This is a genomic window from Nguyenibacter vanlangensis, assembly GCF_038719015.1.
In the GTDB taxonomy this organism is placed as follows: domain Bacteria; phylum Pseudomonadota; class Alphaproteobacteria; order Acetobacterales; family Acetobacteraceae; genus Gluconacetobacter; species Gluconacetobacter vanlangensis.
The window spans coordinates 2,178,483-2,191,543 of the sequence record NZ_CP152276.1; the positions used below are offsets into that span (position 1 = coordinate 2,178,483).

The 13,061-nt window shown below is 67.3% G+C and carries 16 protein-coding genes; 8 read left to right on the forward strand and 8 right to left on the reverse strand.

All coding sequences use genetic code 11. The annotated features are described in order from the left end of the window. Nucleotide 1: 1 nt before the first annotated feature. Nucleotides 2-2,455, reverse strand: a complete 2,454-nt coding sequence (locus AAC691_RS10140; RefSeq protein WP_342629955.1) for a TonB-dependent receptor — start codon at nucleotides 2,453-2,455, stop codon at nucleotides 2-4. On the opposite strand from AAC691_RS10140, the gene AAC691_RS10145 reads away from it, so the two are divergent. Then, nucleotides 2,454-2,774, forward strand: a complete 321-nt coding sequence (locus tag AAC691_RS10145; RefSeq protein WP_342629956.1) for a hypothetical protein — start codon at nucleotides 2,454-2,456, stop codon at nucleotides 2,772-2,774. The genes AAC691_RS10140 and AAC691_RS10145 overlap by 2 nt on opposite strands. Here AAC691_RS10145 and AAC691_RS10150 read toward each other — a convergent pair. Further along, nucleotides 2,762-3,487 carry a class II aldolase/adducin family protein gene (locus AAC691_RS10150; protein WP_342629957.1) on the reverse strand — a complete coding sequence of 242 codons (726 nt, stop codon included), beginning with the start codon at nucleotides 3,485-3,487 and terminating at the stop codon, nucleotides 2,762-2,764. The two genes, AAC691_RS10145 and AAC691_RS10150, sit on opposite strands and share 13 nt — an antisense overlap. A gap of 165 nt (nucleotides 3,488-3,652) precedes the next feature. Between AAC691_RS10150 and AAC691_RS10155 the strand changes: the two genes are divergently transcribed. From AAC691_RS10155 to AAC691_RS10165, 3 genes are all read left to right on the forward strand, one after another. Beyond that, nucleotides 3,653-4,603 (forward strand): LysR substrate-binding domain-containing protein, encoded by a 951-nt coding sequence (locus AAC691_RS10155; protein WP_342629958.1) that lies wholly within the window; start codon nucleotides 3,653-3,655, stop codon nucleotides 4,601-4,603. A 72-nt stretch (nucleotides 4,604-4,675) separates the two neighbouring features. After that, a complete protein-coding gene (locus AAC691_RS10160; protein ID WP_342629959.1) occupies nucleotides 4,676-6,313 on the forward strand; it encodes a hypothetical protein in 1,638 nt (545 codons plus the stop codon). A 104-nt stretch (nucleotides 6,314-6,417) separates the two neighbouring features. Then, complete coding sequence (locus AAC691_RS10165) at nucleotides 6,418-6,696, forward strand: hypothetical protein (protein ID WP_342629960.1); 279 nt, start codon at nucleotides 6,418-6,420, stop codon at nucleotides 6,694-6,696. 46 nt (nucleotides 6,697-6,742) lie between these two features. Here AAC691_RS10165 and AAC691_RS10170 read toward each other — a convergent pair whose 3' ends face one another. Together AAC691_RS10170 and AAC691_RS10175 are read right to left on the reverse strand one after the other, a co-directional pair. Then, nucleotides 6,743-7,015 carry a hypothetical protein gene (locus tag AAC691_RS10170; RefSeq protein ID WP_342629961.1) on the reverse strand — a complete coding sequence of 91 codons (273 nt, stop codon included), beginning with the start codon at nucleotides 7,013-7,015 and terminating at the stop codon, nucleotides 6,743-6,745. Between the two features lie 84 nt (nucleotides 7,016-7,099). Then, nucleotides 7,100-7,900: an SH3 domain-containing protein gene (locus AAC691_RS10175; protein ID WP_342629962.1), complete on the reverse strand. Its 801-nt coding sequence runs from the start codon at nucleotides 7,898-7,900 to the stop codon at nucleotides 7,100-7,102. A 304-nt stretch (nucleotides 7,901-8,204) separates the two neighbouring features. Here AAC691_RS10175 and AAC691_RS10180 point away from each other — a divergent pair, with 304 nt between their 5' ends. After that, nucleotides 8,205-9,719: a glucoamylase family protein gene (locus AAC691_RS10180; protein WP_342629963.1), complete on the forward strand. Its 1,515-nt coding sequence runs from the start codon at nucleotides 8,205-8,207 to the stop codon at nucleotides 9,717-9,719. A gap of 29 nt (nucleotides 9,720-9,748) precedes the next feature. Here AAC691_RS10180 and AAC691_RS10185 read toward each other — a convergent pair whose 3' ends face one another. Both AAC691_RS10185 and AAC691_RS10190 read right to left on the reverse strand, forming a co-directional pair. Next, entirely contained in the window at nucleotides 9,749-9,877 is a 129-nt protein-coding gene (locus tag AAC691_RS10185) for a hypothetical protein (protein WP_323992449.1), read from the reverse strand. Between the two features lie 14 nt (nucleotides 9,878-9,891). Continuing rightward, a complete protein-coding gene (locus tag AAC691_RS10190; protein WP_176640841.1) occupies nucleotides 9,892-10,032 on the reverse strand; it encodes a hypothetical protein in 141 nt (46 codons plus the stop codon). 184 nt (nucleotides 10,033-10,216) lie between these two features. On the opposite strand from AAC691_RS10190, the gene AAC691_RS10195 reads away from it, so the two are divergent. Continuing rightward, nucleotides 10,217-10,411, forward strand: a complete 195-nt coding sequence (locus tag AAC691_RS10195) for a hypothetical protein (RefSeq protein ID WP_176640842.1) — start codon at nucleotides 10,217-10,219, stop codon at nucleotides 10,409-10,411. Nucleotides 10,412-10,470: 59 nt separating this feature from the next. Here the strand turns inward: AAC691_RS10195 and AAC691_RS10200 are convergent, their stop codons facing one another. Together AAC691_RS10200 and AAC691_RS10205 are read right to left on the reverse strand one after the other, a co-directional pair. After that, nucleotides 10,471-10,728 (reverse strand): hypothetical protein, encoded by a 258-nt coding sequence (locus tag AAC691_RS10200; RefSeq protein ID WP_176640843.1) that lies wholly within the window; start codon nucleotides 10,726-10,728, stop codon nucleotides 10,471-10,473. After that, complete coding sequence (locus AAC691_RS10205) at nucleotides 10,721-11,827, reverse strand: hypothetical protein (RefSeq protein ID WP_342629964.1); 1,107 nt, start codon at nucleotides 11,825-11,827, stop codon at nucleotides 10,721-10,723. Before AAC691_RS10205 ends, AAC691_RS10200 begins: the two co-directional genes overlap by 8 nt. 181 nt (nucleotides 11,828-12,008) lie before the next feature. Here AAC691_RS10205 and AAC691_RS10210 point away from each other — a divergent pair, with 181 nt between their 5' ends. Together AAC691_RS10210 and AAC691_RS10215 are read left to right on the forward strand one after the other, a co-directional pair. Beyond that, nucleotides 12,009-12,170 (forward strand): hypothetical protein, encoded by a 162-nt coding sequence (locus tag AAC691_RS10210; protein ID WP_218064473.1) that lies wholly within the window; start codon nucleotides 12,009-12,011, stop codon nucleotides 12,168-12,170. A 97-nt stretch (nucleotides 12,171-12,267) separates the two neighbouring features. Further along, entirely contained in the window at nucleotides 12,268-12,444 is a 177-nt protein-coding gene (locus AAC691_RS10215; RefSeq protein ID WP_342629965.1) for a hypothetical protein, read from the forward strand. Nucleotides 12,445-13,061: the final 617 nt, after the last annotated feature.

Consider the following 13,061-nt stretch of genomic DNA (forward strand, 5'->3'; position numbering starts at 1 on the left):
TTCAGAACCCGATGGTGACGGCGCCGGCGATCGCGAAGCCGCCGCCGATCTGGTAGGTCGGGCTCTTGCCCGCGATGGTGGTGCCGTACAGCCCTTTCATGGTGCGGGCGTTGGAGGTCAGGCCGGCCGCCTGGGCATAATAGATGTTGTTGCCGATATTCATCAGATTGAGCTGGATCTGCGGCCGGTACAACGCGGTATGGGCGACATGCAGGGTGGGCATCCGGTAGCCGAGCGTGATGTCGGAGGTCAGATAGCCCGGCATGCTCTCGTCATTCATGAAGGTGCTGTAGCGGCGGCCGATATAGTTCAGGTTGAAATTCCCGAAATACGTTCCGTCGTCGTAGGCCAGCCCGATCGCGCCGGTGAAGCTGGGCGTGTTCACCGCCGTCTTGCCCGCCGTGGGCAGCAGGTCGTTGCCGACCCTGAAATCATTGTCGGTCGTGGCATGGACGTACGAGCCCGAGGCATAGGGGCTGAAAAAATGCCACGGACGCAGCCCGACTTCGAGCTGCGCGCCGCGGATCGTCTGGCCGCCCAGGATGATCGGCGCCGTCACCAGCGACCCGCCGACGAAGGCCGTCGACAGCACGTCGTGATTGACCATGTTGTAGTTGAACAGCGCCGCCGACAGATGGACCAGCCCGTTATGGCGGTAGCCCAGTTCCTCGCCGATCGCGTATTCAGATTTCATGTTCTGCGGATGGCCCTGGATCGGGATGGGCGAGGCCGCGTCGTAGATGTCGATATAGGCTTCGCTGCGGTCGGGCGCCTTGAAGCTGGTGGTGCCGTTGACGTAGATCTGGTCGTCGGGCGTGATGTCGAAGCTGGCCGAGAGCTGGGGCAGCGGTTCGACATAGTTCGCGCCGTTCTTGTAGGTCGCGGCGCCCGGGATCAGGTTGCTGACCCAGCGCTGGATCATCACCGCCTTGAAGCCCGCGTTCATCTTCAGCCGGCCGCCCAGGGCATTGTAGGCGTCTTCGAGGAACAGGGCGTTGGTCTGCTGGCGGAACACGATGTCCCAGCCCGACATCACCTGGCCGTCGGCGGTGGTGACGCCGTAGCGCCCCCAGGCATTGGCCGGCAGGCCCTGCGCGCTGGTCGCGGCGTAGTTGGCGCGCTCGGGCATGTCCAGATAGGCGTACCAGTAGCCGGCGCGCAGCGTGTTGTGGCCGTGCGTCCAGGCCAGGTCGGTCATCAGGCTGAGCGTGCGCTGGTGCTGCGGGTCGACGACCTCGACCGTCTGCCGGCCGTTGGCGGCGACGTCGGGCAGGCTGAGCGGCCCCGCCAGTCGCGTGCCGTAATAGCTGTGATCCTGGCTGATGGTCTCGCCATAGTTGGTCCATTTGTCCCAACTGATGAAATAGGGCGTGACCGACAATTTCAGCCCGCTGCCCAAATTGAGACGGACCGGGGCGACGATGGCCAGCACATCGTTGCGCAGCCGCGACAACTGCCAGTAGCTGCCGACGCCGGGCGTGTAGTCGGCATTGTAGTAGAGTGCGGAGGTGCCCAGCTTCTCGAACGCCGCCTTGGTGGGGGTGGCCGCGCCGTTGGCGTTGATGCCGCCGGCGATGTAATGGCCCCACAGGAAAGTCAGGCCGGCGCTGTTGCCGTCGCCCCATTCCTTGATCGCCTTGGCGTCCACATGGTGGCGGGTCAGCGATCCGGGCGTCTGCCAGAACCGGTTGTAGCTCCAGGAATAGGACATGAAGGCGCGGATGCCGGTATGGCCGATCTCGCCGGTGTCGATGCGGGCGAATTCCTTCTTCATGTTCCAGGTGCCGTAGCTGGATTCCAGCAGGCCGCCGAATTTCCGTGCCGGGTCGCGCAGGGTGGTGCGGATCTCGGCGCCCACGGAATAATAGGCCGGACTGCTGATGTCGGGCGATCCCTGGGTCAGGGCCACCGACGACACGTTTTCCATGTCCGGGCTGCCGCCGATCGCGTCGGGGCTGAGATAGACGCCGTCGGTCAGGGGAATGCCTTCCACCAGATAGCCGACCTGCGTGTAGTTCAGGCCGCGCACGACGATCCCGCGCGAAATCTGGCCGTACGGATCGGACCGCGCGTAGGACACGCCCGGCATGCTGGCCAGCATCGCCTGGACGGTGGTGTTGGCCGGTTTCTTGGCGATGAAGTCGCGCGTGACCTCGCTGCGGGATTTCGGCGCGGTCTGCACCGGCATCATGCCGCCGCCCGGCGTGGTGTTGCGCACGCCGGTGGGGGTGGTGATGCCGCCGGTGACGGAAATGCTCTCGCCAGCCGGGACGGGGCGGGCGGCGGGATGAGTGGCTGGATGGGCGGGCGGCGCGGCGTGGTGCGCCTGCGGCGTCGTCGAGGTCGGGGGCGGGGTCGCGGCCCGGCCATCCGGCGCGGGCGACCAGGCGCCGGCACAGGCGATGAAGGTTCCGGAAATCAGCGCTCGTCGTCGTGGAATGGTCGGCAATCGCATGATGGTGACCTCCGGTGGCGAAATGTCCGGCCACATGTCCGGCCTGGACTGGGGATATTTCAGGATATATTTGATAAATGTATTTAAATTTACATTATTGCGTAAATTTATCGGTAAATTCAGGCGACGAATGAGTTTTTTACTTCATTACGATGAACGATATCACCCTACCGAAACGTTCCGGAAGCGACTTTTTCTTCGCGTGTGGAAACCTGAAGTTTCCACACGCGGTGCAGGGCTGCCCGGCCTGTTTTTTTTCGAGGCCGGTTCGGTCGCGCCGGGTGGGATCGACGGTCAGGCGCGTGTTCAGTCGCGGTAATCGGGCTGGTCGCGGTCCAGCTTGCGCCGCAGCGCCGTCCAGACCAGTTGTCCCTTGTCGGCCTCGTTCGCGAACTGGGCGTAGGTGCGGGCCAGCGTCGCGGGGCTGGGCAGGCTGAGCGGCGCGCCGGTCGATTGCGCGGCGATCTGGATGCGGCAGGCCTGTTCCAGATAGTACATGCGATAGAATGCCTCGGCCACCGTACTGCCGATGGTCAGCAGCCCGTGGCTTCCCAGGATCATCGCCGTGTGGTGGCCCAGGTCGCGGACCAGCCGCTCGCGCTCGCTGAGATTGTCGTCGGCGGCGATGCCTTCGTAGGCATGGAAGGCGACATGGCCGGTGAATTCCATGCTGATCTGGTTCAGCGGCAGGATGCCCTGGGTCTGCGCCGCGACCGCCATGCCGGCCAGGGTGTGGGTATGCATCACGCAGGCCGCATCGTGCCGCACGCGATGGATGGCGGAATGGATGACGAAGCCCGCCGGGTTGACGGAGCCGGCGGCCGGCTGGGTCGGATGGCCGTCGGCATCGACCTCGACCAGCGAACTGGCGGTGATCTCCTCGAAGAGATACCCGTACGGGTTGACCAGGAATCGGTTGCCCGCGCCCGGCAGGCGGACCGACAGGTGGGTGTAGATCAGGTCGCTCATGCCGAAGAGGGCGATCAGCCGGTAGGCCGCCGCCAGGTCTTCACGCAGATCTCGGTCGTTCATGGTGTGGTCTCGGTCCGCCGGAAGGGAAGCAGGGATGCCGGCCGGCAGCGTAACGGACGGATGGCGGGACGTGAAAGCGACTTCCTGTTCGCGGGTGGGCACCGTGGGTTTCCAATCGCTTTACAGGAGCCGGGCCGGCCCCGTAGGATTCCGCCAGGATGTCGGATGGGTTTTATCGTGTCGATGAAGAAACGGCTCTCCCTTCCGCCCTTCGGGGCGCTGCGCGCCTTCGAGGCCTATGGCCGCGCCGGCGGCGTACGCAAGGCGGCCGAGCATCTGGGCGTCAGCCACACGATCGTCGGGCGGCATCTGCGCACGCTGGAGGATTGGGTCGGCGTGGCGCTGATCGACCGTGCCGGCGGCACGCTGACGCAAAAAGGCCATGCCTATCACAAGGACATCACCGACGCGCTGGACCGCCTGTCCAGGGCCACCGAGCGGCTGCGCCCGCGGATGGACGATGCGGTGCGCATCAGTTGCGTGTCGGGCTTCGCCTCGCTGTGGCTGGCGGCGCGGGTGGGGGCGTTCCGGCGCAGCGAACCGTCGGTCAACCTGATGGTGCGGCCCTTCGACCGTATTCCGGATTTCGACCGTGACGATCTGCATGCCGACATCCGCTATCTGCGCGACGAGGAGCTGGATGCGTTTCCCGCCGGTTGCAAGAAAATGCAACTGGCGCGGCCGCCGATGTTCCCGGTCGCCAGCCCCGCGCTGGCGGCCGAGGTGTCGGGCCGGGTGCGAAGCATCACCGACCTGCTGACCGAGCCGCTGATCGAGGCCGAAGACAGCCAGGAATGGCATCTGTTCCTGGCCGGCCACAAGGTCAGCCCGGCCTCGTTCGTCCCGTTCGGCCGGCTGGGCCATGCCAGCGTCACCCTGGCGGCCGCGCGCCACGGCCAGGGGATTTCCCTGGCCAACATCTTCCTGGCGTCCGACGATCTGGAACGCGGGACGCTGGTCCGGGTCACGGTGCCGGGACAGGCATTCGATCGGGTCTTCATCGGCGGCTATTACCTGATCGCGCCGGAAAACAACTGGAACCGGCCCCAATTCGCCCGTTTCCGCAACTGGCTGACCGCCGAGGTCGCGTCGTTTCTGGACCGCCATGCGCCGTAGCGTCGGCAGGGCCGCCGCGCGCAATGAACCGCAGACCGGTCCGGAATCGACGCTCGCCACCTCCTCAACGCGATGATGATCTCCGACATACCGAAAATATCGCTTTCGCTGCCGACCCGTTGGCCGCGCGCCATGCGGCCGGGCGGGATCGTCGGCCCGACCGGCGGCGCGCTTGCCCTGCTGCTGGTCGCGCTTGTGCTTCGCTGGCCGACATTCGGGGATCCGATGCTGGGGTGGGACGAGGAATTCTACCTGTTCGTCGGCGGCAGGATGCTGCATGGCGACATCCCGTATGTCGATATCTGGGACAGGAAGCCCATCGGGCTCTTTGCCATCTACGCGTTCTTTCATCTGTTCGGGCCATGGCGGGTCTGGGCCTATCAGATCGGCGCGCTGCTGTGCGTCTGGCTGACCGCGATGCTGGTCACGCGCATGGCGCGCCATGTCGCCCCGCCGGCGGGCGCGTTCATCGCCGGGCTGCTCTATATCGCCTGGCTGAACCAGGCGGGGGGACATGGCGGGCAGTCGTCGGTTTTCTACACGCCGCTGGTTGCCGCGGCCATGGCATGCATCCTGGACCGGCTGCCCAGGCTGGGCAGCGATGCGGCATTGCTGCGGCGCACCGGGGTGCAGGCCATGGGCCTGTTGGGGATGGCGATCCAGATCAAATATACGGTGATCGGAGAAGGCGTATTCGCCGGTCTTCTCCTTCTTGGCCAGAGTGGGCTCGGCCAGAGCGGGCTCGGCCAGAGCGGGCGGGACGTCCGGACCATCCTGAAAAACGGGTCGCTGTGGGTTTTTGTGGCGCTTTTCCCCACGCTGGCGGTCTTCGGCCTCTATGCCCTGGCGGGGCATGGGCGCGCATGGTGGTTCGCCAACATCGATTCCATCTTCCTTCGCGCCGCGCCGGATCCGCGCCGATATGTTCCGGAACTGGCCGGCACGATCGTCGTCCTGGCGCCGATTTTCCTGGCCTTCATGCTGGGCTGGCTGTCGGGCGTCGGCGCGATGAAGAACCCGCGGGACATGGCGTTCCTGCGCCGATGGACCCTGGCCGCCCTTGCAAGTTTCCTTCTGTTCAAGGCGCGTTTCGTCCATTACAGCCTGCCCCTGTTCGCCCCGCTGGCCGTGGCGGCGGCGCCGTTGTGGTTCCGGCGATCGGGGCGGATCGCGCTGCTGCTGCTGCTTGGATGGGCCATCCTGCAGGGCGAGCGGACCGTCTGGCTGAATTTCGGCCGGGTGGACGACGCCGCGCTCATGAACCGGATCATCGAGACGGTTTCCCATCCGGCGGGAGAATGCGTGTTCGTCTATCAGGGGCCGCAAGCCGTGTACGACCGGGTGCCCTGGTGCGGGCTGACCACCCATCCTTTCATGGGGCATCTGTCGGACATCGAGGAAGCGCATGCCACCGGCATCGACGTATCGTCGGAACTGCGGCGCATTCTGGCGGCGCGGCCGGGCTATATCCTGCTGATGCAACATGCGCCTGCCGGACGGATCCCGGAATCGGAACGCATCGTCCATGACGCCCTCGGGGCGGGTTACGTTGCGGTCCGATATGTCCCGGCCGCGCGCGGCCTGGTGATTTTCGAGCGCAGGGATCTGCTTTCGGAGGGGGCGTCAATCCCGCGCGGCGCGATGCCGCCGGCGGAGAGAGGCGCCACTCTTCATGAGAACCGATCGGCGCAGCACGACAGGACAGAATAGGACTGGCGCAATCCGTCCGGCGGTTTTACGAAAATTCATCCTTCCACCCATGCCCGGCGGCCGGTCGCGGCGTTATCGTGCCGCACCCGGAGAGGACTCTGCCCATGGATCGCCTGATCGCCCTGATCACCAGCCTGCTGCTGGGCCTGTTCGGCCTGATCGTCACCGCCATCGCGATGATCGAGCATGTGGTCCGCCAGATCCTGGCCGGCATGGGCATCTTGGGCGAGTTGCAGACGGCGTTGCTGGTGATCCTGCTGGTGGCGCTGATCGTCGGGGCGTTCCGCGTCTTCGGCGGTGTCTTCTCGATCCTGATCGGGACGGTCCTGGTCTTGATCCTGCTGCACGCGCTGCTGGGCGTCGCGGGCGTTCCGCTGCGCTGACGCCGGCGAAACCTCGCATCCGGGCTGCGGCCTTCGCGCGTGCGGCTCAACGCGGCCGGCGAAACGCCACAAGCCGGGACAATTCCTGGGACATGCCGCGGACCGAGGCCATGCAGCGCGGCCATGCCGGTCCCTTGCGCACCGGGCCCCGCGCCGGCCCGCCATGCGGCGTGATGCGCACCGGGCCGTTTCCCGCCAGGCCGCGTCTCTCCATGGCGCCGCCCAAGGTTCCCCCCTGGGCTCCCCCCTGGCGGGCCATCCGGTTCGCGCACCATTCATCGACCAGGATATGACCGATGATTTCCGCGGCGTGAGTCATTGGTTGCAGCCCTCCCTTGCCGGGGTACGGCGGAACAACCGTCAGGCAGGGGCACGGTTCCGCGGCCAGACGGGGAAAAACGCGCTATCCGTGATGCTCGCCATGGCCGCCGCCCCCATGTTCGCCGCCGCCATGGCCGCCGCCGCCAGGCGGGCCCCCATGGAAACCGCCCGGCGGGGGACCGCCATGGAAACCGCCGCCCGGCGGCGGCCCACCGTGAAACGCACCCGGGGGCGGGCCGCCATGAAACGCGCCGGGAGGCGGTCCGCCGTGAAATCCGCCCTGCGGTCCCGGATGGGGGGCCGGTCCGTGGAATTCTGGTCCGTGGAATTCCGGGCCGCGCATTTCGGGTCGGTGCATTTCGGGCCCGCGTTCGGGCCCCCGCATTTCGGGCCCGTGCATCTCGGGACCGCGCATTTCGGGGCCCCGCATCTCGGGTCTGCGCATTTCGGGCCCGCGGAAGCCCGGACCGGGCGGGGGCCGTCCGCCGCCCCAGCGATCATGGCCCCAGCGATCATGGTCCGAATACCAGGGGCGGCCGCGATAATGGGCGCCCCAATAGCTGCCGAACGCGAAACCGAACAGCGGCAGCCCCAGCATCGGGCCATAGGTCAGCAAGGGGCCGGGTGCGTTATTGTAGAGGATCTGCAACCGGCTGGCCGGCGCCCAGCCCCGATAGGGGCCTTCGGCGACGTCGCACCAGCCCCAATCCGGTTCGCAACCGTAGATCTCGACCGGCGCGCCGGGCGGCAACGACCCCACCAGCGGATAATCGGGGGACGGACCGGCGAAGATGTCGGTGCCGCCGACGACGACCCCGGGCGCCGCCTCGGCCGGGGCGGCCATGCAGGCCCCCACCGCCAGAACGGCCGCCACGATTTTCATGTGCTTGTTCATCCGAACCCGCCGCCTCGTTCCCATCGATGTTCCAACGCCGTCCTTGTATCCCGCCGCAGGAATCCCGGAGAGCGGCAGGCCGTCAGGACAGTCTTTCAACCAGGACATTGTTTTATCTGGGCCGGCTATACGGAGAAAATATGGCCGACCGCGCCGCTTTCCAATGGCCGGGCCCGATTTTCCCGCCCGCGGCAAAGGGCCCGCCGCATCGTCCCTGCCCCGGCATCTTTACAGTGCCGGAAGCGCGATGATTAAGTGGGCGTATCCCTGACGCGAACGTGATGGAATCGCCATGAAGCCCGCACGCCCCCCGCGCGCGCGACGCCGCCGCGCGCGCCTCGGCCTCGCCTGTGCCATCGGATGGGCCGGCCTGTCGCTTCCGCCGCCGTCCAGGGCGGCCGATGCGCGGCCGGCCGGCGTCTTCGTGCCCGGCGCGGCCGACCGCGCCTTCGTCGACGATCTGGAGCACCGGACATTCACCTGGTTCTGGGATGCCGCGGACCCGCAAAACGGGCTGATCCCGGATCATTATCCCTCGCCCGATCGCTTCGCCAGCATTGCCGCGGTCGGGTTTGGGCTGACGGCCTATGGAATCGGGGCCGAGCGCGGCTATGTCACCCGCGCGCAGGCGGTGGCGCGCACGCTGGCCACCCTGCGCTTCTTCGCCGCCGCGCCGCAGAACGCGACCGAGGATGGGGCCGCCGGCTATCGCGGCTTCTATTACCATTTCCTCGATCCGCGGCGGGGCGTGCGCTTTGCCCGCTGGTCGGAACTGTCCAGCGTGGACACCACGCTGCTGCTGGGCGGCGTGCTGTTCGCCCAGTCCTATTACGACCGCGACACGCCGCCCGAGCGCGCGATCCGGCGCCTGGCCGACCGGCTGTACCGGCGGGTGGACTGGGCCTGGATGCGCAGGCGCGCGCCCCTGCTGGCCATGGGCTGGACGCCGTCGGGCCGGTTCCTGCGCAATGACTGGGACGGCTATAACGAGGGCATGCTGATCTATCTGCTGGCCCTGGCCTCGCCCACCCATCCGGTGCCAGCCGGCACGTGGCAGGCCTGGACCGGCACCTATGCGCGGCAATGGGGGCGTTTCCAGGGGCAGACCCTGCTGAACTTCGCCCCGCTGTTCGGCCATCAATACAGCGAATCCTGGATCGATTTCCGCGGCATCCGCGATGGGTGGAGCCGCGACCACGATCTGGATTATTTCGAGAACAGCCGCCGCGCGACCTATGCCCAGCGGGCCTATGCCCAGGCCAATCCCGGCGGCTGGCGCGATTACGGCCCCGACATCTGGGGGCTGACCGCATGCAACGGGCCGGGCATCGCGACCCGGACGGTCGACGGGCGCAGCCGCAGCTTCCTGGCCTATAGCGCCCGGGGCGCCGGGCGGGACTATGTCTCGGACGACGGCACCATCGCCCCCACTGCGGCCGGCGGGTCGATCGCCTTCGCCCCGGAAATCGCCCTGCCGGCGCTGGAGGCGATGAAAGCGCGCTATGGCACGCGCGTCTATGACCGCTATGGCTTCGTCGACGCGTTCAATCCCAGCTTCGCCGGCGGCGCGCCGCACGGCGCATCGCCCGGCAGCGCATCTTTCTGGGCGGATACCGAACAATTCGGCATCGACCAGGGGCCCATCCTGCTGATGATCGAGAACTGGCGCAGCGGCCTGGTCTGGACCACGATGAAGAAGAACCCCTATATCCGCGCCGGGCTGATCCGCGCGGGCTTTACCGGCGGCTGGCTGGACGGGTTGCAACGCCAGGCGCGCGGCGACGTGTCCGCCCATGGTCATGGTTAGGATCGGACGCGCCGCCGACCGGCCGGAATTCAGAACACGTGGTACAGGATCGCGACGCAGAGCGCATAGAGCAGCACCCAGGCGACGGCGGTCGAAAACGCGACCACCCAGTAGAGCAGGTCGAAATCCTGACGGTGCCGGGGCCTGTGGCCAGGCATGGCGGCCTCCGACATCACCAAGCCTGTCCGAAAAGCAGGACGGTGGCGTACAGGGCGAGAACGAGGGCGAGCCCCACGACCATCACGGTCCAGTATCCAAGATCATGGGCGGGACGCGCGGGCGGTTTCGGCCCATGGACATTCAGGTGGAACATGGCTGCCTCCAGCTTCAGAAGGCCATGTCATGGAGATGGGTGCGGCGCATGGCCCGGCAATCGGGCGCCGCATCACATCCTGACGATCCGCGCGGCGGGACGGCCGGCCGGCGCGACATCCCCTTGCCGGGGGCGGCCGCGGACTGGCATGGTCGGTCGTCAACACCGTAGAGGATTGTTCCACATGGGATTCCGTCCGTTCCTGGCCGCGCTTTCGGTCGCCGTCCTGATGGGCGCGGCGGCCGCACCCGTCTCGGCCGCCACGCCCTGCCGCGACGCGAAGGGCAAGTTCATCACCTGTCCCAAGCCTAAGCCCGAGAAATGCCGCGATGCCAAGGGCAAGTTCACGAAATGCCCGCCCCCCGCCGCCACGCATTGACACGAGCCGCCTGACGGACGGATGGCCCGGGCCGCGCGCCCGCCGCGATCCGTCCGTCCCTATCGGGATCGCATGCCGGGACGGGGCGCGCCCGGAGCCAAACCGACGGCCCGGGTGACGCCGTTGGCGATTACCCCGGATTCCAGATAGAGGCGGCGGTAGGACGCCCCGGCATGGGGATGGACTGCCCGCCAGACGCCCAGCAGATCCACCATCCCGCACGCCAGCGCCACCAGCGCCAGCCCACCCAGGCGCCCGCGCGCGGCACGCGCCGTGCCTGCCGGCGGCGGGATCGGCATCCCGGAATTTTCAGACAAGCAGGTGCCCCCCTTGCAGCCAGTTCTCGGCCAGGGCGGCGTCCAGGATCAGGCACAGCAGGATCAGCGGCCGGCGCCAGCGGGGCGGGGCGGCGCAGGCCAGGCGCACCAGCAGGATCATGGCGAACGGATTGGCCAGGACGATGCGATGGATCGACATGATGCTGCCGCTGCATGCCAGCAGGAAGGTCGCCAGCACGATCGCGGCCTCCATCCGCCAGCGGATGCGAAATCCCCAGATGATCAGGGCGATTTCCAGCAATGCGGCGATGGCAAGATGCACCCAGCGCCCGCGGGTAAATCCCTTCCAGATCCACAGGACCGGCAGGCGCCATTGATGCCCCCACGCCGCCTGCACATGCGCGAATGCCAGCCCGTCGCCCAGCATCCGGTCCAGGAACAGGATATAGAGCGCCAGCCCGGCCCCGCCCGCCGCGACCACCGCCGCGCCTTCCAGCAGCCGCACCGGCCGGGCGGCCGGCGCGCCGCCGGGAATGGGCGTGCGGGCCAGGCCGTGAAACAGGCCGGCGATCAGCACGCAGATCACCCCGGTCGGGCGGGTCAGGCACAGCGCCGCCGCCAGCAGGGCCGCGCCCAGGCACCATCCCCGCGCCAGCGCCATCACGCACCCCAGCAGCAGGACGGCATAGAGACATTCGGTATAAGGCAGCCGGAACCACAGCCCCGTCGGCAGGACCATCAGCATCGCGATCCGGAATGCCCGGTCGGCCCGGTCGCCGCCGCAGCGCTGGCGCAGATAGGCGGCGGCCAGGGCGACCAGGACCGGAAACAGCGCGGCATTGATGGCGACCCCGGCCGCATGCGCCCCCAGCCCGCTTGCATCCATGACCGCGCGCAGCAGCAGGGGGTAGAGCGGAAAGAAGGCCCAGGCCGCCTGTCCGAGATCCGCCGCGTCCGTGCGGGGCGCGACGCCATAGCCGCGGGTCGCGATCTGTTCGTACCACAGGCAATCCCAATGACACAGGCCGCCTGCCAGCCCGCCCAGCGGCCAGGCCAGTATCGCGAGCGCCAGCAGCAGCATGCCATGCTGCGCCATGATGCCGGCGAACTCGCGCTGCGGCACTCCGACCGCAGGCATGCGCGGCCGTCCGATGACCTCTTCCGTCACATCCTCTTCCCTGCAATCCGGTATCGTGGGCATCATCCGACGCCGCGCGCGTCACGTCCAGCCGCGGCGCCGGCTTTGCCGCGCTTCATAAAACCGTCGCATTTGCCGTCCATGGTGGTCAGGAACCATGACGGAACGAAGGACAGACGCGATGCGGACCATGCGGCACACCCCCCAGGATCACGCCCGGACGGCCGAAACGGGCGACGATGCGCAGTGCCAGGGCTATCCGCCGGTTGCGGATTCGCTGGGGTTCGAAACCGTGCCGCTGGGCGATCCGACCCGCTTTTCCCATCGCCTGACGGAAGAATAAGGAATCGGGCCGGGGATCATGGCGGGATCGTGATTCCGGGGATGCTGGACGGCCGGGATGGCCGGCACCATGTGCATTGCGCAGCAAGGAGGGTGCCATGTCATCCAAAGGCCATCCGCACAAACATGCTCCGGGCCGTCACAAGGCGCCGCATTACGGAGCCGCCCATTACACCAAGACCTCGTCCAAACCGGTCGCCGCCCGCATGCCGGACCAGCGCGAGCCCGCGCCCGCCGGACGCGGCGCCAAGCCGGGCCCCGAGCGCGGCCAGTGATAATCAAGTGCCGGCGACAGAAGTGAGGGAGCGGCCCGTCATGTCATGACGGCGCCGCAACGTGGCGTCGGATCGGAGGGCGCGCCGCCTGCAGGACCAGTCACGGCGAACAGCGACTGCGACCGCGACAGGCTTGTGGGCATGGCAGGATTTGTGCAGCCAGGGCGGAAAAACTGCCGCGGTGAATCTCGTGCATGCTCGCCGCCAGGACCCGGTTGACCGGACGGCGGCGATAGAGATCGGTGTTCGGCAGCGGGGGCGTCATGCTGCCTGCTCTGTCGCACGCGATATCGGGCCGGGCAGCAATCCGTTCGCGAAACGTGGCGGCAAGGACTAGCCGTTCAGCATCTCGTTCTTCGCCGCCGCGCTGGCCGACTGGATGAGATGAACGATTTCCAGCGATCCTTCGCGAGGCTATGCCGGCACGCTCGGCTGGGATGTCGACAAGAATACCAAGCTGTATCTGAGTGCATTCGATTCCGGTCCGGAATCGCCCGCGCTGTCCTATACGATGAATTATTCGCTGAAGAATTCGCCGCCAATTTCCAGGGGGCTCGGCCTATCTGTTCGGCCTGGACGTCACGCTGTAAGCCTCTTCCGGCCGGGTTCGCCCGGCC

Bases quoted from the DNA above. Each gene is read 5' to 3' on its own strand.
- AAC691_RS10145 (WP_342629956.1), top strand. From the start codon at position 2,454: ATGATGGTGACCTCCGGTGGCGAAATGTCCGGCCACATGTCCGGCCTG.
- AAC691_RS10140 (WP_342629955.1), bottom strand. From the start codon at position 2,455: ATGCGATTGCCGACCATTCCACGACGACGAGCGCTGATTTCCGGAACC.
- AAC691_RS10150 (WP_342629957.1), bottom strand. From the start codon at position 3,487: ATGAACGACCGAGATCTGCGTGAAGACCTGGCGGCGGCCTACCGGCTG.
- AAC691_RS10155 (WP_342629958.1), top strand. From the start codon at position 3,653: ATGGGTTTTATCGTGTCGATGAAGAAACGGCTCTCCCTTCCGCCCTTC.
- AAC691_RS10160 (WP_342629959.1), top strand. From the start codon at position 4,676: ATGATGATCTCCGACATACCGAAAATATCGCTTTCGCTGCCGACCCGT.
- AAC691_RS10165 (WP_342629960.1), top strand. From the start codon at position 6,418: ATGGATCGCCTGATCGCCCTGATCACCAGCCTGCTGCTGGGCCTGTTC.
- AAC691_RS10170 (WP_342629961.1), bottom strand. From the start codon at position 7,015: ATGACTCACGCCGCGGAAATCATCGGTCATATCCTGGTCGATGAATGG.
- AAC691_RS10175 (WP_342629962.1), bottom strand. From the start codon at position 7,900: ATGAAAATCGTGGCGGCCGTTCTGGCGGTGGGGGCCTGCATGGCCGCC.
- AAC691_RS10180 (WP_342629963.1), top strand. From the start codon at position 8,205: ATGAAGCCCGCACGCCCCCCGCGCGCGCGACGCCGCCGCGCGCGCCTC.
- AAC691_RS10185 (WP_323992449.1), bottom strand. From the start codon at position 9,877: ATGCCTGGCCACAGGCCCCGGCACCGTCAGGATTTCGACCTGCTCTAC.
- AAC691_RS10190 (WP_176640841.1), bottom strand. From the start codon at position 10,032: ATGTTCCACCTGAATGTCCATGGGCCGAAACCGCCCGCGCGTCCCGCC.
- AAC691_RS10195 (WP_176640842.1), top strand. From the start codon at position 10,217: ATGGGATTCCGTCCGTTCCTGGCCGCGCTTTCGGTCGCCGTCCTGATG.
- AAC691_RS10205 (WP_342629964.1), bottom strand. From the start codon at position 11,827: ATGCCTGCGGTCGGAGTGCCGCAGCGCGAGTTCGCCGGCATCATGGCG.
- AAC691_RS10210 (WP_218064473.1), top strand. From the start codon at position 12,009: ATGCGGACCATGCGGCACACCCCCCAGGATCACGCCCGGACGGCCGAA.
- AAC691_RS10215 (WP_342629965.1), top strand. From the start codon at position 12,268: ATGTCATCCAAAGGCCATCCGCACAAACATGCTCCGGGCCGTCACAAG.